Origin of the sequence: Frateuria soli (assembly GCF_021117385.1) — a bacterium.
Lineage (GTDB): Bacteria > Pseudomonadota > Gammaproteobacteria > Xanthomonadales > Rhodanobacteraceae > Frateuria_A > Frateuria_A soli.
Genome location: NZ_CP088252.1, coordinates 130,261 through 148,637, shown reverse-complemented (window position 1 = coordinate 148,637; position 18,377 = coordinate 130,261). Strand labels below are relative to the sequence as shown.

Here is an 18,377-nt window from a genome sequence, read left to right as displayed (position 1 = left end):
GGGGCGCCGTCGCAGTTCCCGCGACGCCGCGGCTACGGGCGGGCCCCCGGTGGCGGGAACGCCAGTACCTGTGCGGTGTAGGTCTCCACCAGCGCACTGAACGGCCGGCCCCGGGCATCTGCCAGCACGGCCCGGTGTTGCAGGAGCTGGTGCGGCAGGGCGAGCGGCTGCGGACCGGCGGCCGGCACGCCGCGCATTTCCCAACCGTCGGGAAGCGGCGACCACAACAGCCGCGCGGAGAGCGTGTGGCGGCTGAAGCGCAGTGGGCGCACGACCTTGCCGAACGGCGTGTCGCTGCCATCGAGCTGGCGATTCATCGCCGCGGTGAGGCGCCCGGGCAGATACCAGTTGTCGGCCTCGGACAACACGCGCCCACCACAGGCAAGCCGCACGCGGCGGTAACGCACCGGCGTCTGCGGGCCGATGCCCAGTGCCCGGCGCAGATCGTCCGGGAGCGGCTTGTGCGCGTCGCGATCGCGCAGCGCAAGCACCCTGGGTGAAGCGGCCAGGCGGTGCGCGCCGCACCAGCGTTCCAGGGTCAGCGTGGCGCTGGGCTGGCTGAGCAGGTCGGCGTTGAGCGTCTGCAACAACGCCAGCGCTTCGACGCGGGCAAGCGGGGTATCCGGCCAGGACGGCGCGGCGGCCACCGCGGTGGCGCCGCAGGCGGCCAGTGCGAGCGCGAGGCGCCTCACAGCCCCTTCGCTGCCTGGGCCACCGCGCGGAACAGGGCACGCCCCTTGTTCATCGTCTCGTCCCACTCGGCCGCCGGGTCGGAGTCGTACACGATGCCGGCGCCGGCCTGCACGTGCAGGCGACCATCCTGGATCACCGCGGTGCGGATGGCGATCGCCGTGTCCGCGTCGCCCCACCAGCCGATCCAGCCGATCGCGCCGGCGTAGATGTTGCGCTTGTACGGTTCGAGCTCCTGGATGATCTCCAGCGCACGGATCTTCGGGGCGCCCGAGAGCGTACCGGCCGGGAAAGTCGCCTTGAGCACGTCCATGTAGGACAGTCCCGGCCTGGCGTTGCCCTGCACCTGCGAGACGATGTGCATGACGTGCGAATAGCGTTCGATCACGAACGACTCGCTGACCTGGACCGTGCCGGTCTCGCTGATGCGGCCGATGTCGTTGCGCCCGAGGTCGATCAGCATCACGTGCTCGGCGCGCTCCTTCGGGTCGGCCAGCAGTTCGGCTTCCAGCGCGCGGTCTTCCTCTTCCGTGGCGCCGCGCTTGCGCGTGCCGGCCAGCGGCCGCACCAGGACCTTGCCGTCCTTCAGGCGCGCCAGGATCTCCGGCGAGGAGCCGACGATCTGCGTCTTTCCGAGATCGACGAAATACATGTAGGGCGAGGGGTTGAGCGCGCGCAGCGCCCGGTACACGTCCACCGGTCGCGCATTGAAGCCCACGCTGAGGCGCTGCGAGGGCACCACCTGGAAGATGTCGCCGGCACGGATGTATTCCTTGGCCTTTTCGACCATCGCCTCGAATCCGGCCCGGGTGAAGGAGGACTTGAAGTCGCCCTCGTCCACCGCGGTGGACTGGGTCAGCTGCGGATAAGCCGCGCCGCCCTGGCGGAGGCGGTAGACCAGCGCGTCGAGGCGGCGTTGCGCCTGGGCGTAGGCCTGCGGCTGCGCCGGGTCGGCGTGCACGATCAGGTAAAGGCGTCCCTTGAGGTTGTCGAAGACGGCCACCTCTTCGGCCAGCATCAGCAGCACGTCGGGCGTGCCCAGCTCGTCGGGGCGGTCCCACTGCGCCAGGCGCGGCTCGATGTAACCGATCGTCTCGAAACCGAAGTAGCCGACCAGGCCGCCGGTGAACGCGGGCAGCTCGGGCAGGCGCGGCACCGAGTACTGCGCGCGCAGCGTCTCGATCTCGCCCAGCGGATCGTCCAGGTGGCGGCGCTCGACGACTTCGCCGGCTTCCTCCACTTCCAGCTCGTGACCGCGCAGGCGGTACACCCGCTTCGCCGGCAGGCCGATGATCGAATAGCGCCCCCAGGTGGCGCCGCCCTCGACCGATTCGAACAGGAAGGTGTACGGGCCATCGGCGAGTTTCAGGTACACCGACAGCGGCGTGTCGAGGTCGGAGAACACCTCGCGCACCAGCGGAATGCGCGTGTGGCCCTGGGCGGCCAGCGCGTCGAATTGGTCTCGGGAGATCACGGGTTCGGGAATCGTTGATGGCGGCCCATCACGATAGCAGTCCATACGCCGCCGGGCATCATCGCTTGCGGCGGCGCGAGGCGCGCGCTTGATCTGCGCCAAGGGACAAGGGGAACACGATGGAACGTGCCGATACGATGCCCGGCCTCATGGACCGGGATGCAGGCCGCTGGCACAGGGAGGCGGCCGATCGCGCCACCCTGCAGACGCCGCCCTCGCTGCACTGGGGCCGGGTATTCCTGCTCAGCGTCGTCACCCTGGGCATCTTCGGCATCGTCTGGTCGTTCATCCAGGCCAACTGGGTGCGCAGGATCGATCCGGACAGCCGCGCCATCGCCATGATGGGCGCGGCGCTCGCCTGCTACTTCGTCGGCTACCTGCTGGCCGCGGCCGGCGCGCCGGCCGACGAGGCCGCACCGGCAACCACCCTGGAGCGGCTCGGCTGGCTGCTGAAAGCGGCCTACGCGTTGTTTTACCTGGGCGCCTACTTCGCGATGGCCTGATCGGTCCGCCGGGTGATGGCCGGTTACCGGGTTCCCATGCGGATCGGCGGCATCACGCTGCTCTTCTTCAATACGTTGTATCTGCAGGGGCAGCTGACCCGGCTGGCCCGTTGGCAGCAGACCGGCCAGACCCGACCGAATCCGCCCAAGGCCATTTTCTGGCTCGTCATGGCCGTGCCTTTCGCCTTCATCGTCGCCGCCCTGGCGCTGCCGGCCTACCAGTCCTGCGTGATGCGTGCGCAGGTGACGAGCGCGCTGGCGCAGACCGAACCGCTCAGGCAGCAGGTGCTCGATGCGATCGGCCGCAACCGCGCCTGGCCGCAGGACAATGCCGAGGCAGGACTCAAGGAGGCCGGCGCTTACGCCAGCGCCAACCTGGCGGGCGTCGAGGTCCAGGCCATCGAGGAAGGCGCGGCGCTGGTGGCCACCTTTGGCGGTAACGCACCGGCTCCCCTGCGCGGCAGGCAACTGGCACTGATCGCCGAAGGCCGCGACGGCGTGATCAGCTGGACCTGCGAGAGCCCGGACATCGAGCCGCGCTACCTGCCGGCCGATTGCCGCTGACGGCGAGCCTGCCCGTCAGCCGCCACCCAGGCGCTGGCGCGGCATGTTGCGCAGGCGCAGGGTGAAGGCCACCCCGCTGCCGTCCTCCAGGTTGCGTGCGCTGGCGTGGCCGCCGTGGCGTTCGGCGACCAGGCGCACCACGTAAAGCCCGAGCCCGAGGTGAGGCGCGTCGCCCGGCGTGGCCTTGTCGCGCAGGCTGACCAGCGAATCGAACAGGCGCGCCTGCATGGCGGCCGGCAGCGGCGGGCCCTGGTTGGCGAGGGTGATCTCGGCGCCGTCATCGCAGGCGCGGAGCGCCAGGCGCAGCCAGCCGTCGGCCGGGGTGAACGAGAGCGCGTTGTCGAGCAGCTTGTCCAGCGCCTGGGCAATCAGTTCCGGGGCGCAGTGCATCGGCAGCGGGGCTTGCGGCAGTTCACAGGCCAGCGTGCGCGCACCGATCAGCGGGCGATAGGCCTCGGCGCAGCCGCGCACGACTTCGCGCAGGTCCACGTCCTCGGCTTCGGCGGCAGCGATCGCGCGCTCCATCCGGCTGGCCTCGCTCATCGCGCGCACCAGCGTGCCCAGGCGGGCCACGCCGTCGCGGGCGCGCTCCAGATAGGGCCGTGCATCGGGCGGCAACGGCGCATGGGCTTCCAGCGCATGTTCCAGGTTGTCCAGCGAACTCTTGACGATGGCCAGCGGCGTATTGAGTTCGTGCGAGAGCTTGGAGGCCAGCGTGCGCAGGTAGTCGGTGTAGCCGCCGACCGCCTCGAACAGGCGCTCGAAGCTGCGGGCCAGGTCGCCGATCTCGTCCGGGGCGGCGGTGAGCGGAAATCGCCCCTGGGCAAAAAGGCCGTCCAGACGTCCATCGGCCAGTTGCGCGCGCTCGGCCGCATCGCGCAGGCGGCCCAGGCGCAGGCTCAGGCGGGTGGCGAACAGAAGCAGGATCCCGCCGGCCACCAGCAGCACGCCGAAACTGGTCAGCAGCAGCGTGAGCAGTGCGCGGTTGGCCAGCAGCGGCACGGTGGTGCTGGCCTGCTCGAGCAGCAGCACGCCGCGCACCTGGCCGGGGGCACCGATCGGTACCGCCGTGGCCAGCACGACGCTGGCGCGGGTTTCGCCATCGCGCCAGACGGCGGCCGGTTCACCCGCGCGGGCGCGGGCGATCTCCGGCAGCTCCAGGCGCGGGGCGTCCTGCGCCCAGGGCGCGGCCTCTTCGACCGGATTGGCCAGCAGCGCGCGGTAGACCAGTGCGGCGAACCAGCCCGGCTGCGGACCTCCTGCCTGCAGGCGCCCGCTCTGCGCCAGCAGCCAGCCGGTCGGCGCCAGCACGCGGGCACGGGTGTCCTCCGGTGCCAGCCGGGCCAGTTCCTGCGCCAGTGTCGGCGAGTAGTGCCACAGCGGGCGCGACTCGACCGCCAGCGGGTCGCCGCCCGCCGAGGCGTCGTACAGGCCCAGGCCAAGCCGGTCCACGATCAGCGGGCGCGGAAGGCGCAGCTCGAGGCGCCAGCCGCCGCCGTCCTCCTGCCACTGGCCGACCAGGCGGTCGGGCCAGTCGGCGACCGGCGGATCGAGCAACAGTGCCATGAAGGTGCCCGGCGCGGCACTGGCCAGCAGGTAGCGCAGGCGCGTGTCGCCGCGCGCCAGCTCGAGGACCAGGTGATCGGCGCGCAGCGCGCCGGGATCGTCCGCGTCGGCGCGGACCCGCCGGGTGCCGCGCTGCTGCACGTAGAGATACAGCCCGTCCGCGTCCTCCGCGAGCAGCACGCTGCCGCGCGCCCCGAGCGACTGGCTCCAGGGCGTGAGCGGTGCCCAGTCATCGCCATAGCCATCGATCGTGATGGGCGTGCTGGCCTGCTCGACATACCAGCCTTGTGCCTGCTGCGGCAGCGCGGCGCCGGTGGCCACCAGGCTGCGCGCCACCGCGCGCGCCGAAGCGGTGAGCGCCTGTGCCTGGCCCTCGCGCAGAAGGGTTTCCATCTGCCTGACGTACAGCCAGCCGGCTACCGGCAGGGCCAGCGTGCACAGGGCGACCAGCAGCAGTTTGCGGCGCAGGTTCATCGCGATGAGCCTAGACCGATGCCGCGGGCTAGCGCGACATCCCGGCCCGGTAGCGGGTGCCGACCACCACGCGCATGAAGGCATCGAGCAGCGCGGCGCGCTGCGGATCGGCGTCCTTGAAGCTCATCGACCAGCTCAGGCGGATGCCGGAGCGCTTGCCCGGGTCGCAGAACACCACCGCATCGTCGACCTGGTCGCTGCCCTGGAACACCAGCGCCTCGCACGGCATGCCGTGGTGGCGCACGGGAAAGCGCCCGACCCGGGCGGCCGGGTCGCGCCGCAGATAGCGCTTGCGGTCGGCATCGAGCTCGGCATCCAGGCTGGCGAGCTTGCGCGGCCACACGTTGAGCACCATCACGCGGTAGGGCTCGCCGGTCCATTCGCCCTGGTAGATCACCGCGTTGACACCGATCGCGCGGGCGTAGGTGCAGCAATCGGCGGTCCAGCCCGCGGGCGTGGGTGCGCGGAGGGTCCAGCCGGGAATCCCGCCGTCGGGCTTGCCTGTCGCGATCGCCTCGCCCGGCGGGCCGCCGGCCACGGCGGTGCCGGCAAACGCCAGCAGCAGGATGCCGAGCAGGCGCCTCACGGCTTCCACCGGTAACCCACGCCGTGCACGGTCTCGATCGCGTCGAAGTCCGGCGCCACCGCGACGAACTTCTTGCGGATGCGTTTGATGTGGGAAGTGATGGTGGCGTCGTCCACCACCAGCTCGGCCTCGCGCATCAGCTGGTCGCGGTTCTTCACGTGGCCGGGGAAGCGCACCAGCGTGTGCACCATCCAGAACTCGGTGACGGTGAGCGGGATCTCGACATCGTTCCAGGTGATGCGCATGCGCTCGGACTCGAGCTTGAGCGGTCCGTGCGCGATCACCGTTTCGCTGGAAGCGGGCACCTTCAGCGACTCGATGCGCCGGAACAGCGCCGCGATGCGCGCGGCGAGCTGATGCAGGCTGGTGTCCTTGGACAGGTAGTCGTCGGCGCCCAGGCGCAGGCCGGAGATCACGTCGAAATCCGAGTCGCGCGCGGTGAGGAAGATGATCGGCAGGGTGGCCGATTTCGCGCGCAACTCGCGGCACAGGTCGAAGCCGCCTTCAGGCTCGTCGCCCAGCCCGATGTCGATGATCACCAGCTCCGGCAGCTTCATCGCGAAAGCGATGGACGCCTCCTGCCGGGAGCCGTAGCCGCGCGTGTCGTAGCCGAAACGGGTGAGCGCCTCGACGTAGTTGGCGCGGATGAGCGGTTCGTCCTCGACGATGGCGATGCTGCGGCCCATGGCGATCAGTCTCCCTGTGGTGGCGCGCAGCGTGCTATGCGCATCGCCGTGACGCAAGGCGCGCGGCGCGCCCGCCCGCGTTTTGCCCGATCCGGCCCGCGCTTCGCCCGGGCCGCGCCGCCGCGTGCGCCTTGCCGGGCGGTTCCATGGACCGGTCACAGGAGAGATGCCATGAGCCACACCGCCGGCAAGCCCGACCCGAACGCCGAACTGCGCCACTTCGAACCCCTGCGCGTGGTGCTGGCACTGGGCGCCCTGCTGCTGGGGCTGGTGATGGGCATCCACTGAGGAGATAGCGCCATGAATGCCGATTATGTCGACCCGTTTGCCGTGGAAGGCGTCGAGGCACCCGCCGTGCAGGGAAGCGCGGCGGGTGCGGGCCAGGAGCCGGATCCGGACTGGCGACCGCTCTGACGCATCGCGGGACCCTGCAACACCCCTCCGTTAGCCAGACCGTTCCTTTCCCCTCCTTGCGAGGGGATTTTTTTGCCCCCTGCCTTTCCAAGGGGGGCGAGTGCGCCCTGCTCCAGACGCCAAGCGAACTCGGCCTTTCGAGGCAGGGAACCAAACCCCCGAACCCCTGTCCCATCTGTCGGCGGGCGTCGTCCATTGCCGTGGATACGCCGCCGCCTTCCGGCGGTGGCGTCCGGGCGCCCGCTCTGGTGGACTCCTCAACGCGTCCCATTCCGACGACGCTCTTATCCCGGTGCAGGGTCTGCACCGGGATTTTTCTTTGGGTTCAGCCGATCGCCTGGCGCATCGCTCCGATGACCTGGGCGTAGTCCGGCGCGCCGAAAATGGCCGAGCCCGCCACGAAGGTATCGGCGCCCGCCGCGGCGATTTCGCCGATGTTGGCCGCGCTGACGCCACCATCGATCTCCAGCCGGATCGCGCGGCCGCTCTCGTCGATGCGCCGGCGCACCTCGCGCAACTTGGCGAGCGCCCCGGGGATGAACTTCTGCCCGCCGAAGCCCGGATTGACCGACATGATCAGCACCAGGTCGAGCTTGTCCAGGACATGGTCGAGCCAGTTGAGCGGCGTGGCGGGATTGAACACCAGGCCGGCCTGGCAACCGGCATCGTGGATCAGGCCGATCGTGCGGTCGACATGCTCGCTGGCTTCCGGATGGAAGCTGATCAGGCTGGCGCCCGCCTTGGCGAAGTCCGGCGCGATGCGGTCGACCGGCTTGACCATCAGGTGCACGTCGACGGGCGCGCTGATGCCGTAGTCGCGCAGGGCCTTCAGCACCATCGGGCCCATGGTGAGGTTGGGCACGTAGTGGTTGTCCATCACGTCGAAGTGCACCCAGTCGCCGCCGGCGGCCAGCACCCTGGCGGTGTCCTCGCCCAGGCGGGCGAAGTCGGCGGAGAGGATGGAGGGGGCGATGACGGGGGTCTGTTTGCTCATGGGGCGGGATTCGGGATTCGGGATTCGGGATTCGGGATTCGGGATTCGGGATTCGGGATTCGGGATTCGGGCAAGAGTAGCGGTATCGAGGCGCGGGGCAGGCGCCAACCGAATCCCGGATCCCCAATCCCGAATCCCGCTACTTGAAACCTTTCTCGGCCTTGATCCGCTCGTACGCCGCGTTGATCTCGCTCGCCCGTGCCTCGGCGCGCTTGCGCATGTCCTCGGGCAGATCGCCCAGGCGGTCGGGGTGATGCTCGGAGATCAGCTTGCGGTAGGCGCGCTTGATGGCGCGTTCGTCGGCCCCGCGCGCGATGCCGAGCACGGTGTACGGATCCGGGCCGTTGGTGTTGCGATGCGGTGGTACGTAACCCCCGCCGGAGCCGCGGCGGCGATCGCCCGCGGCGGCGTTCCAGGCATATCCCTTCATCGCCATGAGCGCCATCAGCTCCATGTCGCTGATGCGCAGGGCGAACGCGAGCTGGCGCAGGATCGCCATCTTTTCCGGCGGCGGATTGCCTTCGGCCAGCACTGTCTCGATCACCACGTCCAGCACCGGGAAAGCGTGGTCGCGACGCATGCCCACCCACTGGCGCAGGCCGTCGATCGCGGGAGTCACGTCGAACTCCGGCTGCTTGCCGCGGTTGAAGCTGGCGATGGCCTGGCGACGCTGCTCGTCGATCAGGCCCATGCGGGTCATCATCCGCTCGGCCACCGCGATCTCGGCCTCGGACACGCGCCCGTCCGACTTGGCGACCGCGCCGAGCAGCGCGAACAGCGGGCCATACAGGCCGTCCATCTGCGGCGCCGCCCGGTAACGCTGGCTCTGGCGCAGGCTGTCGATCACGAAGCCGATGATGGCGCCGACGATGGCGCCGGGCAGGCCGTGGCCGAGGATCAGGCCGACGAACGCCAGGATCAGGGTGGTGGAGAGGTTCATGGCTGCGCCTGCACAGCCGGCGCCTGTGCGCTGTACCAGCGCGCCAGCGCATCCAGTTCGGCGGCGCTGACCGGGCCGATCGCGGCGCGCATGACCGCCACGTCGCGGCGGCCGTCGCGGTACTGCGCCAGCGCGTTGCGCAGGTAGTCCAGCCGCTGCCCGGCCAGGTTGGGCGCGCCGGGCATCTGCGCGATGCCGGTCTCGCCGTGGCAGGCCGCGCACAGGCCCAGGCGGGCCGGACGGTTGGAACCGGCGGCAAAGGCTGGCAGGGCGGCGGCCAGGAGCGCCGCGAGCAGGACGAGTCGCATCGGCAAGACGTGGGGCGAGATGGATTCCCGGAAAGCGCGATTCTAGCAGCGCTGCGCTGCCAGGCCCGCGCAGCCGGAAGCCCGCGATACGGCGACTCGCTAGAATAGGCCGCTCCCACCTTGAGACGGCGGATCGCCCCGTGCCCACCACCCTGCTGCAATCCAACCTGCCCGGCCTGGACCTGATCCACCGCGGCAAGGTGCGCGACGTCTATGCGCTGTCCGGCGACCGCCTGCTGATCGTCGCCACCGACCGCCTGTCCGCCTTCGACGTGGTGCTGCCCGATCCCATCCCCGGCAAGGGCGAGATGCTCACGCAGATCTCCAACTTCTGGTTCGACAAGACCGCGCACATCATCCCCAACCACCTGCTGCAGGTGCCGCTGGCCGAGGTGCTGCCCGAGGGCACGGACCTTTCGCTCTACGCCGGTCGCGCCGTGGTGACGCGGCGCCTGAAGCCGGTACCGGTCGAGGCGATCGCGCGCGGCTACATCATCGGCTCAGGCTGGAAGGACTACCAGGCCACCGGCAAGATCTGCGGCATCGCGCTGCCGCCGGGGCTGAAGCAGGCGCAGCAGCTGCCCGAACCGATCTTCACCCCCTCGACCAAGGCCGCGGTGGGCGACCACGACGAGAACGTGAGCTTCGATGCCGTGGTGAACGCCATCGGCCGCGAGCTGGCCGGGAAAGTGCGCGACGCCACGCTCGCGATCTACCGCTGGGCCGCCGACTACGCAGCCGAGCGCGGCATCATCATCGCCGACACCAAGTTCGAGTTCGGCACCGACGCCGACGGCAAGCTGTACGTGATGGACGAGATGCTCACGCCGGACTCCTCGCGCTTCTGGCCGGCCGACGAGTACCGCACCGGGATCAGTCCGCCCAGCTACGACAAGCAGTTCGTGCGCGACTACCTGGAGACGCTCGACTGGAACAAGAAGGCGCCCGGTCCGCACGTACCGGCCGAGGTCATCGAGCGCACCCGCGCCAAGTACGCCGAGGCGCTGGAACGGCTGGCCGGCATCCGGCTCGACTGATCGGCGAGGGTGACGCCATGCGCAGCATGCAAAGCTGGCTCGACGGCTACAGCGCCGACCACCGCAACCCGGTCAACCAGGTGATCCACTGGATCTGCGTGCCGCCGATCGTGTGGACCGTGGTCGCGCTGCTTTGGACCGTGCCGGTGCCCGCCGCGTGGCTCAAGCCCGGCGCCTGGGCGGTGTTCGCGATGGTGGCGGCGTTCGCCTGGTACTGGAAGCACTCGCACCGGCTCGGTGGCGCGCTGCTGGTCGCCTTCATCGTGCTGGCGCTGTTCACCGCATGGCTGTTCGAGCTGCTCGGGCCGGTGCGCCTGCGCTGGGTGGCGCTCGCGGTGTTCGTGCTGGCGTGGATCGGCCAGTTCGTCGGCCACAAGTTCGAGGGCCACCGGCCCAGTTTCCTCACCGATGTCTCCTACCTGCTGGTCGGCCCGGCCTGGCTGATGGAGAAATTCCTGCGCCGGATCGGCTTGAAGGCCCACGACTAGATGCAGACCCTGCTTACCCTGCTCAGCACCCTGCTCTGGTGGGTGCTGTATGGCTCGATCGTCGCCCTGTTCGCCAGCCTCGTCGCCTGGCCGGTGCTGCGCTGGAGCGAACGCACCAACGTGGTCTTCAACCGCGTGTATTTCGCCTGCCTGCTGTGGGGCATGCTGGGGCTGCTGCTGGTCGGACTGGTCGCCGCGCACGAGGGGCATGTCCGGCCGCCTTACGGGCCGTTGCTCGCCTCGCTGCCGTTGCGCCTGGCGTTGGTTGCCGACATGTTCGTCGGCGCCCTGCTGCTGTGGCGCCTCACCCCGCGCGTGGACGCCCGCCGCATCCGCCCCACCAGCGCGTGCATGGCAATGGCGGCGGTGACCGCGGTGGCGTTCGGGATCGCCACCAGCCTGGCATAGCCGCGCAGGGCGGGCTCCCACCGATCGCACGAAAGGACCGATGGGAGGCCGCCCTGCGGCGGTCGCCCGGATGCCCGGCGGCGACTCAGTGCGGCGGTTTGTACCAGGCCAGCACGTCGCGGGCCTGCCTGAGGTCCAGCGGCGGGCATTGCCCCATGTCGCCACCGGACAGGATCGACTGCGCGCGCATGCAGAGCCAGGTGTCTCCTGGATCCACCGGGGCCGACAGCCGGCCCCACTTGGGTTCGTTGCTGGGACTGATTGCTGAGACCGCATTCATGCCGGGTTCCTCCCTTGCAGACCGGTGGCCAATAACGGAGCCGCTGGCCCCGGCCGCGCGGCCGCCCGACATCCGTCGAGCCCGCTTCGGCCTGCTTGAGTATCGGCGGGCGCGGTGAAGCGGCCGACAAGTTCGCGTCGCGCGGCCGTCACCTTGGCCGCAGATGCCTACGGCCGCCGTCGCGCGGCCGTGTTGGCCGCCTGCACCGCCTCCACGAAGCCGGCGAAGGGCAGGTCGGTGATGCCGACCAGTCCGAAGTGCGCGTTCTCGCCATCGAGCAGGCGGCCCGTGACCGGCTGGTCGGCATACTGGAACCAGTGCGCGCCCACGATCACCGGGTCCGCGGCCGCCGCGGCGAGAAAGCGCGCGTAGGCCTCGCCGCGCTGGGCTTCGTTCCAGACCGGCACGGGCCCTGCGCCGAACGGGCCGCGGTCGGTCGAGCCGAACGAGAATTCAGTGATCAGTACCGGCTTGTCGAGCCTGTGCAGTGCCGCCAGGTCCATGCCGTGCCCGGGCAGGTCCGCGTAGACGTTGATGCTCAGCACGTCGCACCACCGCGCACAGGCGGCCACCGCCTCGGGCGTGCGTACGGCGAAGCGGCCACCCAGGAACAGGTGGTGCGGGTCGTGCCGACGCAGCGCCTGCGCCACGGTGCGGAAATAGCGATCGGCGTAGGCACGCAGCCAGGCGCCGTAGTCCTCGGCGATGGCCGGATGCGCCTCTTCCGGCACCGGCGCCTGGAAGCCGGCCGGCGCCAGCGCCTCCCAGCGCGTCACGCCGATGCCCCAGCCCACGCCCAGGCGCAACGCATCGCCGTACTTGCGCTTGAGCATGGCGAGGAAGGCCTGCTTGGCGGGGCTGCGCGGGTCGCCGCGCAGTGTGCCGATGGCCAGCGCCCAGCGGCCCTGTGGCCCGGGGGCGGCCCACGCCAGTTCGTTGTCGGCGAAGTAGCCGAGCAGCCAGCGATCGTCGCGCACGCCTTGCGTGGCCACGACGACCGCGCGTTCGGTCGCGACCTCGAAACGCGGGTCGAACGGATCGGGCATGCGGCCCCACCAGTCGTAGCCGGTGGCGACGTTGGCGTAGTCGCCGACGATGTTGATCGAGCGGGTGTAGGCCAGGCCGTGCCCGCGCGCGATCGCCTCGTCGCTCCAGTTGCCCAGCGTGTTGAACCGCCAGGCGGCCAGGCGTTGCCGCGCGCGTTCGCGCCAGGCCTCGCGCCAGTCCGCCCCGTCCACGCGGTAGAGGTTGGCTGCGTAGAAATCGAACCAGCGGCCGTGGTTGTAGGCCAGTCCGCTGGCCGCGCCGGTGTCGCGACGGCTGTCGCCCTCGCCGTGGAACGCGCGCCAGGGGCCCTTCGCGGGCGGCAGGTCGCGGAACATCCACTCGCGCCCCTGCAGGTAGCTGCGCCCGCCATCGGCCGCGATGGCGTTCACGCCCAGCGAGAAGAATGGCTGGCCATCCGGGGTCACGAGCCGCCAGCGGCCGTCGCGCTTCCGCGTATGGAACCAGCCGGTGGCCGGATCGGGGACGCCGGGACGCCCATCGCGCGTCTCCGCCGGCAAGCCCGCCAACCGCGCCCGTTCGTGCGCATGTGCGGCGCGCAGCGCGGCGTCGCTGTCGATCTTTTCCGGCCACCGGCCACCCGTGTACTGGCCATAGCGGTCGACGATGCCGGCGTAGGCCTGATGCAGCGTGTCGCCCGCAGCGACGCCGGGGTCGCCGATGAGCAACACCTGCTCGGCCTGCGGCGCGGGCATGGACAGGCGCACTGCACGGATGGCCCGGAGCGTGGACGCGCCTTCCACGGTGGTCGGCAGCACGACCCGCTGGCCATCGAGCTGCACGGGCATCGGTGGCCCGGCCTGCATGCCGAAGGCGCGCGGCGAGGTCGCGTGCAGCGGAACCACCAGGGTCTGTGCGGGCCCGGCCGGCAGGCCCACCGTCGCCGTCAGGTGCGCGCCCGCCGTGCCTTCGATGTCGATCGACAGGGTCACCGCCCAGGGCATCGCGTTCTGCACGCGCACCCGCCATTCGCCCGCCGCGCGCCAGGGCTGGTGCGGGGTCAGCCGGACATAGGGCTGCGCCGCCGGCTCGAAGGTGTACCGCTGCAGGGTTTCCCCGGCTACCTGCTCCGATCCGCCAGCGCGGACGTGGGACAGCTCGACCTGGACGACCGCGCTCGGTTCCGGCGAGGTCGCCCAGGAGACGCATGACAAGCCCATGCAGACCAACAGAACGCACGTTTTCATGGCAGTTCAAACCGTTGTAGGAGCGCACCCGTGCGCGACCTCCCGCAGCGAGCACGCCCGCTCGCGCACGGGTGCGCTCCTACCCTGGACCCGGCGAGCCCTAGGCGGCGCTGCGCTCCAGCCAGCGCCAGCCGTAGTAGGCCGGGATGCCGAACGCGATGATGACCAGGCTCATGCCGGCATCGCCCGGGTTGTGGATGGCGGTGGCGCCGATCACGCACAGCACGGTCACCACGAACAGCATCGGCAGCCACGGATAGAACGGCACGCGGTAGGGCGAGGGTTCGCTCAGGTGGCGGCGGTACCAGAACAGCGTGGCGATGCTGCAGGCGTGCGCCAGCCACTCACCGACCGTGGTGTAGTCCAGCAACTGGTTGAAGCTGCCCGAGATGGCCAGCACGATCGCCCACGCGCCGAGCGTGGCCAGCGCCACCTGCGGCGCGCGGCTCTGTGGCTCGATGCGACCCACCGCGGAGAAGAACATGCCGTCGGCGCCCATCGTCTGCAGCACGCGCGCGCCGCCGGCGATGGCGATGTTGCAGTAGCCGAAGGTCGAGCAGGCGATCCCCAGCGCCATCAACGTGGCGCCACGGTCGCCGAGCAGGCGGCGCATGAGGTCGGCCGCCGGCGCGTGGCTCGCGGCCAGGCCGGCATGGCCCAGACCGGCCAGGTAGGCGAAGTTGGCCAGGATGTAGGCGATCATCACGCCGGCCATGCCCAGCCCCAGCGCGCGCGGCAGCGTGCGTTGCGGATTGCGCACTTCGCCGGCAAGGTCGTTGAGGTAGTGGAAGCCGCCATAGGTGAACAGCACCGGCAGCAGCGCCCCAAACAGGGCACCGGGCGGCACGTTGCGGTTGGGCTCGGCGGCCAGCGTCACCCCCAGGTGGCCGTCGGCCAGTACCACGCCGACCCCTACCAGCAGCACGATCGCGGCAAGCTTGAGCACGGTGAAGATGTTCTGCACCCAGGCGCCGGCGCGGATGCCGAACAGGTTCACGCCGACGATGAAGGCGATCGCGCCGGCGGCCACCGGCTTGATGAACAGCGTGGACAGGCCCAGTGCCGCGCAGAAGTAGTCGGCGAAGGCCGTTGCCACCGCGGCCACGCTGCCGGGGTAGTTGATCAGCGCCATGGTCCAGCCGAACAGGAACGCCGGCAGCTGGCCGAACGCCTCGCGCAAATAGATGTAGCTGCCGCCGGCCTGCGGCCGCCGCGCGCCCAGTTCCGCGTAGCACAGCACGCCGGCCAGCGTGAGCAGGCCGCCGATGGCCCACAGGATGAGCAGCTCCCAGCCCGAGGAAGTGCGCTGGGCCAGCGTGGCGGGCGTGCGGAAGATGCCCGCGCCGATCACGCCGCCGATGACGATCATCGCCGCGTCCCAGGTGCCCAGGCGGCGCAGGTAGGAGTTCGATTCGGTGCTCATGCGTGAGGCGGGCATCGGCGGCGACGGAAGCGGCAACGATAGCGTGAGTTGGCGGCCGGGTTCAGCCACTGGCGCACGATGCATGCCTTTGTGCGGGAGCGCGCACAGGATGCGCTGCTACAAGGAAGGGGGTGGTAGCCGTTACGCTTGGCGACATGACCATCCCGCACTCGCGGCCCCTTGCGCATGCGTAAGGTTGCGCCGATACCCGCACTCCCCTCCGCCCTTTCCCATCGCGCGCGCCGCTGGCTGCGCGGGCTGTCCTGGCTGGTCTCCATGCTGCTGCTCGCGCTCGCGGCCTGGTTGCTGCACCGCTATCTGGGCGCGATGCGCTGGCATGACGTGGCCACCGCGCTGCAGGACCTGCCCCGTGCGCACGTGATCGGCGCGGTGGCGGCGACGGCGATCAGCTTCGCGATGCTGGCCACGTTCGACGTGCTGGCCGCGCGCAGCGTGGCGCCGTCCCGTGCCTCGCCGGGGCTGGCCGCGTTCGCCGGCTTCGCGGCCCATGCGCTCTCCAACACCCTGGGCTTCCACGCGGTGACCGGCGGGGCCGTGCGCTACCGGGTGTACGCCGCGGCCGGCCTGGGTGCGGGCGACATCGCGCGGGTGGTCGGATTGGCCAGCCTGGGCGTCGGGCTGGGCTACGCCGTGCTGGGCGCGGCGGGACTGGCGATGGAGCCCGCGGTCGCCAACGGCTGGGGGCGCATCGGCGCCGCCGCCATTGCGCTGCTGCTGGCCGGCCTGTTGTGGTGGCTGGCGCGGCCGCGCAGCCTGCGCATCGGCCGCTGGGCGGTCGTGCTGCCGGGATCGGGCGCGGCGCTGTTGCAGATGCTGGTCGGCGGCGTGGAGATGAGCGCGGCGATCGGAGCGATGTACCTGCTGCTGCCGCCACAGATCGCGCCGCCGTTCGCCGACTTCGTGCCGGTCTACCTGACCGCGCTGCTGGCCGGCATCGCCAGCCACGCGCCGGGTGGCCTGGGCGTGTTCGAGGCGATCATCCTCGGCGCGTTTCCGCCCCAGGCGCGCGCGGACGTGCTGGCCGGGCTGCTGTGCTACCGGCTGGTCTACAACCTGCTGCCGTTCGGCGTGGCTTCGCTGGCGCTGGGCGTCTTCGAAGCGCGCCAGCGCCGGGCGCCTGCGCAACAGCCGGCCGATCTGGTGTAGGAGCGCGCCTGTGCGCGACCGCGGCCCGCCAGTGGCCGCGGCCGGGTGCCGGTTACAGGCCGAACGGCCAGGTTTCGGCCGGCCCGCTACGCGGCTCCTCGCCCAGCGGCACGACCGCGTGGGTTTCGTCGAACCAGACGTAGCCGTCGAACTGGCGCGGCATGGAGCATTCCACGTAGTGACTCCAGCGCTCGGTGTCGGGACGGTAGATCACGCCGATGAAGCGCTCCGGCCGGGCCGGCGCGAGACGTCCGCACAGCTCGCGATGGGCGCCCCCGCGCAGGTCGAGCAGGCAGCGCGGGTGGCCGGCATCGTGGAACAGGCGCTCGTAGCTGTCCTTGCGCGAGGGCAGCACGTCCATCACCTTCATCGGCTCGTCCCAGTCGTCCGCCGCGGCCACCGTGCCGGTGTGCGTGCCGAAGCCGAGCAGCACCGCGTCGGAGCCGAAGCGCTGGCGGCAAAGCTGCCCGAGGTTGAGTTCCTCGCGCACCTGGCCCATCTCGGTGTGGCGCGCGTCGCCGATGTGCGAGTTGTGCGCCCACACCACCGCCCGCGAGCCCGGACCGGCGGCCTCCAGCAGATGCTCCAGCGTCTCGAACATGTGGCTGTCGCGCAGGTTCCATGACTCGGCCGAGCCGTAGTACATCGCGCGGTAGTACGCCTCGGCGTTGCTCACCAGTCGCGCGTTCTGCGCCGCGTCCAGGAAGAGTTCGCCGTCGGCCCGGACGTAGTCCATGCGGCGCGCGAGCAGTTCGCGCAGCATCTGCACCACCGCCTTCTCGCACAGCGGGTAGCCGGCGTTGAGGGCCATGCGGCCGTACTGCGCCGGTTCCTTGCTCCAGGGCATCAGGCAACCGTAGCGGCGGCGGGCGACCTTCGCGGTCTCCGGATCGACCCTGTCCAGGTAGTCGATCACTGCGCGGATCGAGGCGTCCAGGCTGTACAGGTCCAGGCCGTGGAAGCCGGCCTGCCTCGCCGCGGGCTTGTCGCGGTTGTAGTCGCGCAGCCAGTCGATGAAGCGGGCGACGTCGCGGTTGCGCCACATCCAGGTGGGGAACCGCTGGAAAATCGGTTCCTCCTGCCGGGCGGGCCGGCCGCGCACGTAGCGGTCAAGCACCGCCGCATCCGGCCAGTCGCCCTCCACCGCCACGATGGTGAAGCCGTGTGCCTCGATCAGTCGCTGCGTGATCGCTGCCCGGGCGCGGTAGAACTCGCTGGTGCCGTGGCTGGCCTCGCCCAGGAGCACCACCCGCGCGTCGCCGTAACGGTCGAACAGCCGTCCGAACGCGGGATCGTCCGGATCGGGAAGCGGTTCGGCCGCGGCCTGGATAAGGCCCGGCAGGCCACTCCCGTCGGCCGGTGCGCGCGCTGCGACCGGCTCGATCCGCGGCCGTGGCGAGGCCTCCTGTTCGCTCCAGCCGTAGCTGCCGACCAGCGGCACGAAGCGCACCTCCTCCAGCGGCTCCTCTTCGAAGCGGTCTTGCGCCACGCGGGTCACCTTCACCAGCCGCTGGCGGTTCAGCGTCTCGCCGACCGGCATCACCAGCCGCCCGCCAATGGCCAGTTGCCGGCGCAGCACGTCCGGCACCGCGGGGCCGCCCGCGGCCGCGATGATCGCGTCGAACGGCGCCGCCTCCGGCCAGCCGCCGCTGCCGTCGCCCACGTGCAACCGGATGTTGCGATAGCCGAGCGCGTCGAAGCGCTGTTGCGCCAGTTCGGCGAGCTCGGCGTGGCGCTCGATCGCATGCACGCTCGCGGCGATGGCGGCCATCACCGCCGCGGCGTAGCCGGAGCCCGCGCCGATCTCCAGCACGCTGTCGCCCTCGTGCAGCTCGGCCGCCTGCAACATGCGCGCGACGATGAACGGTTGCGAGATCGTCTGGCCGGCCTCGATCGGCAGCGGCGAGTCCTCGTAGGCGAACTCGTGCATGGCGCCGGCGACGAACGCCTCGCGCGGAATCCGCCCCATCGCTTCCAGCACGCGCGCGTCAGTGATCCCGCGCGCGGCCAGCTGGCGCTCGACCATGCGTTGGCGTTGCCGGGCGAAGTCGATCATGACGGGCCTCCGGAGCGGCGACGCTAGCCCGGGTGCCATCAATCGCGTGTCAAACCGGGCAGACGCG

General features: G+C 70.8%; 18 protein-coding genes. 6 read left to right on the top strand and 12 right to left on the bottom strand.

Features of this window, described 5'->3' with window-relative positions; genetic code table 11:
• Positions 1–32: 32 nt before the first annotated feature.
• Both LQ771_RS00650 and trpE read right to left on the bottom strand, forming a co-directional pair.
• Positions 33–692 carry a GntR family transcriptional regulator gene (locus LQ771_RS00650; protein WP_231350487.1) on the bottom strand — a complete coding sequence of 220 codons (660 nt, stop codon included), beginning with the start codon at positions 690–692 and terminating at the stop codon, positions 33–35.
• On the bottom strand, positions 689–2,209 hold the full coding sequence (trpE, locus tag LQ771_RS00645; protein WP_425491292.1) for an anthranilate synthase component I: 1,521 nt from the start codon (positions 2,207–2,209) through the stop codon (positions 689–691). The genes LQ771_RS00650 and trpE overlap by 4 nt, the downstream gene beginning before the upstream one ends.
• Positions 2,210–2,283: 74 nt before the next feature.
• Between trpE and LQ771_RS00640 the strand changes: the two genes are divergently transcribed.
• Both LQ771_RS00640 and LQ771_RS00635 read left to right on the top strand, forming a co-directional pair.
• A complete protein-coding gene (locus tag LQ771_RS00640) occupies positions 2,284–2,667 on the top strand; it encodes a DUF4234 domain-containing protein (RefSeq protein WP_231350485.1) in 384 nt (127 codons plus the stop codon).
• A 36-nt stretch (positions 2,668–2,703) separates the two neighbouring features.
• Positions 2,704–3,231, top strand: a complete 528-nt coding sequence (locus LQ771_RS00635; RefSeq protein WP_231350484.1) for a pilin — start codon at positions 2,704–2,706, stop codon at positions 3,229–3,231.
• Between the two features lie 15 nt (positions 3,232–3,246).
• On the opposite strand, the gene LQ771_RS00630 is transcribed toward LQ771_RS00635, so the two are convergent.
• The 6 genes from LQ771_RS00630 to LQ771_RS00605 form a co-directional block, all read right to left on the bottom strand.
• Positions 3,247–5,271: an ATP-binding protein gene (locus LQ771_RS00630; protein WP_231350483.1), complete on the bottom strand. Its 2,025-nt coding sequence runs from the start codon at positions 5,269–5,271 to the stop codon at positions 3,247–3,249.
• 28 nt (positions 5,272–5,299) lie between these two features.
• Complete coding sequence (locus LQ771_RS00625; protein WP_338030347.1) at positions 5,300–5,857, bottom strand: hypothetical protein; 558 nt, start codon at positions 5,855–5,857, stop codon at positions 5,300–5,302.
• Positions 5,854–6,543, bottom strand: coding sequence for a proteobacterial dedicated sortase system response regulator (gene pdsR / locus LQ771_RS00620; RefSeq protein WP_231350481.1), 690 nt, complete (start codon positions 6,541–6,543; stop codon positions 5,854–5,856). Before pdsR ends, LQ771_RS00625 begins: the two co-directional genes overlap by 4 nt.
• Positions 6,544–7,282: 739 nt before the next feature.
• Positions 7,283–7,951 (bottom strand): ribulose-phosphate 3-epimerase, encoded by a 669-nt coding sequence (gene rpe / locus LQ771_RS00615; RefSeq protein ID WP_231350480.1) that lies wholly within the window; start codon positions 7,949–7,951, stop codon positions 7,283–7,285.
• A 139-nt stretch (positions 7,952–8,090) separates the two neighbouring features.
• The gene (gene djlA, locus LQ771_RS00610; protein WP_231350479.1) at positions 8,091–8,891 is read right to left on the bottom strand and encodes a co-chaperone DjlA; all 801 of its coding nucleotides are present in this window, start codon (positions 8,889–8,891) and stop codon (positions 8,091–8,093) included.
• Positions 8,888–9,199: a c-type cytochrome gene (locus LQ771_RS00605; protein WP_231350478.1), complete on the bottom strand. Its 312-nt coding sequence runs from the start codon at positions 9,197–9,199 to the stop codon at positions 8,888–8,890. The genes djlA and LQ771_RS00605 overlap by 4 nt, the downstream gene beginning before the upstream one ends.
• A 140-nt stretch (positions 9,200–9,339) precedes the next feature.
• Here LQ771_RS00605 and LQ771_RS00600 point away from each other — a divergent pair, with 140 nt between their 5' ends.
• The 3 genes from LQ771_RS00600 to LQ771_RS00590 are packed head-to-tail and all read left to right on the top strand — an operon-like array spanning position 9,340 to position 11,132.
• Positions 9,340–10,236 carry a phosphoribosylaminoimidazolesuccinocarboxamide synthase gene (locus tag LQ771_RS00600; RefSeq protein WP_231350477.1) on the top strand — a complete coding sequence of 299 codons (897 nt, stop codon included), beginning with the start codon at positions 9,340–9,342 and terminating at the stop codon, positions 10,234–10,236.
• A 17-nt stretch (positions 10,237–10,253) separates the two neighbouring features.
• Positions 10,254–10,724, top strand: coding sequence for an Mpo1 family 2-hydroxy fatty acid dioxygenase (locus tag LQ771_RS00595; protein WP_231350476.1), 471 nt, complete (start codon positions 10,254–10,256; stop codon positions 10,722–10,724).
• Positions 10,725–11,132, top strand: a complete 408-nt coding sequence (locus LQ771_RS00590) for a hypothetical protein (RefSeq protein WP_231350475.1) — start codon at positions 10,725–10,727, stop codon at positions 11,130–11,132.
• Positions 11,133–11,217: 85 nt separating this feature from the next.
• Here the strand turns inward: LQ771_RS00590 and LQ771_RS00585 are convergent, their stop codons facing one another.
• From LQ771_RS00585 to LQ771_RS00575, 3 genes are all read right to left on the bottom strand, one after another.
• Complete coding sequence (locus LQ771_RS00585) at positions 11,218–11,412, bottom strand: hypothetical protein (RefSeq protein WP_231350474.1); 195 nt, start codon at positions 11,410–11,412, stop codon at positions 11,218–11,220.
• Between the two features lie 167 nt (positions 11,413–11,579).
• The gene (locus LQ771_RS00580) at positions 11,580–13,664 is read right to left on the bottom strand and encodes a beta-agarase (protein WP_231350473.1); all 2,085 of its coding nucleotides are present in this window, start codon (positions 13,662–13,664) and stop codon (positions 11,580–11,582) included.
• Between the two features lie 100 nt (positions 13,665–13,764).
• Positions 13,765–15,087, bottom strand: a complete 1,323-nt coding sequence (locus LQ771_RS00575; protein WP_231350472.1) for an APC family permease — start codon at positions 15,085–15,087, stop codon at positions 13,765–13,767.
• A gap of 186 nt (positions 15,088–15,273) precedes the next feature.
• On the opposite strand from LQ771_RS00575, the gene LQ771_RS00570 reads away from it, so the two are divergent.
• Positions 15,274–16,254, top strand: coding sequence for a putative bifunctional lysylphosphatidylglycerol flippase/synthetase (locus tag LQ771_RS00570; protein ID WP_231350471.1), 981 nt, complete (start codon positions 15,274–15,276; stop codon positions 16,252–16,254).
• Between the two features lie 52 nt (positions 16,255–16,306).
• Here LQ771_RS00570 and LQ771_RS00565 read toward each other — a convergent pair whose 3' ends face one another.
• The gene (locus LQ771_RS00565) at positions 16,307–18,310 is read right to left on the bottom strand and encodes a protein-L-isoaspartate(D-aspartate) O-methyltransferase (protein WP_231350470.1); all 2,004 of its coding nucleotides are present in this window, start codon (positions 18,308–18,310) and stop codon (positions 16,307–16,309) included.
• Positions 18,311–18,377: the final 67 nt, after the last annotated feature.